Origin of the sequence: Mesorhizobium sp. CU3, from assembly GCF_006442965.1 — a bacterium.
Taxonomy (GTDB): domain Bacteria; phylum Pseudomonadota; class Alphaproteobacteria; order Rhizobiales; family Rhizobiaceae; genus Mesorhizobium.
On sequence record NZ_VFWX01000053.1, the window covers coordinates 1 to 265 of the forward strand.

A 265-nucleotide genomic window follows, 5' to 3' on the forward strand; every position below is an offset into this window, starting at 1 on the left:
GTTGTATTCGCTGTGGGCGATCCCGGTGCCAGCGCTCATCACCTGGACATCGCCAGCCTCGGTGCGGCCCTTGTTGCCCAGGTTGTCGGCATGGCTGATGGCGCCTTCACGCACATAGGTGATGATTTCCATGTCCCGGTGCGCGTGCTGAGGGAACCCGGTGCCCGGTGCGATGAGGTCATCGTTCCATACCCGCAGGTTGCCCCAATGCATGCGCTTGGGGTCGTGGTATTCGGCGAAGGAAAAGTGGTGGTGAGCGTCCAGC

The 265-nt window shown here is 62.3% G+C and carries 1 protein-coding gene; it reads right to left on the bottom strand.

The window, feature by feature from the left end; all coding sequences use genetic code 11:
* Positions 1-264: pirin family protein (locus FJ988_RS30575; protein ID WP_140823049.1), on the bottom strand; the 264-nt coding region annotated here is incomplete at its 3' end.
* Position 265: the final 1 nt, after the last annotated feature.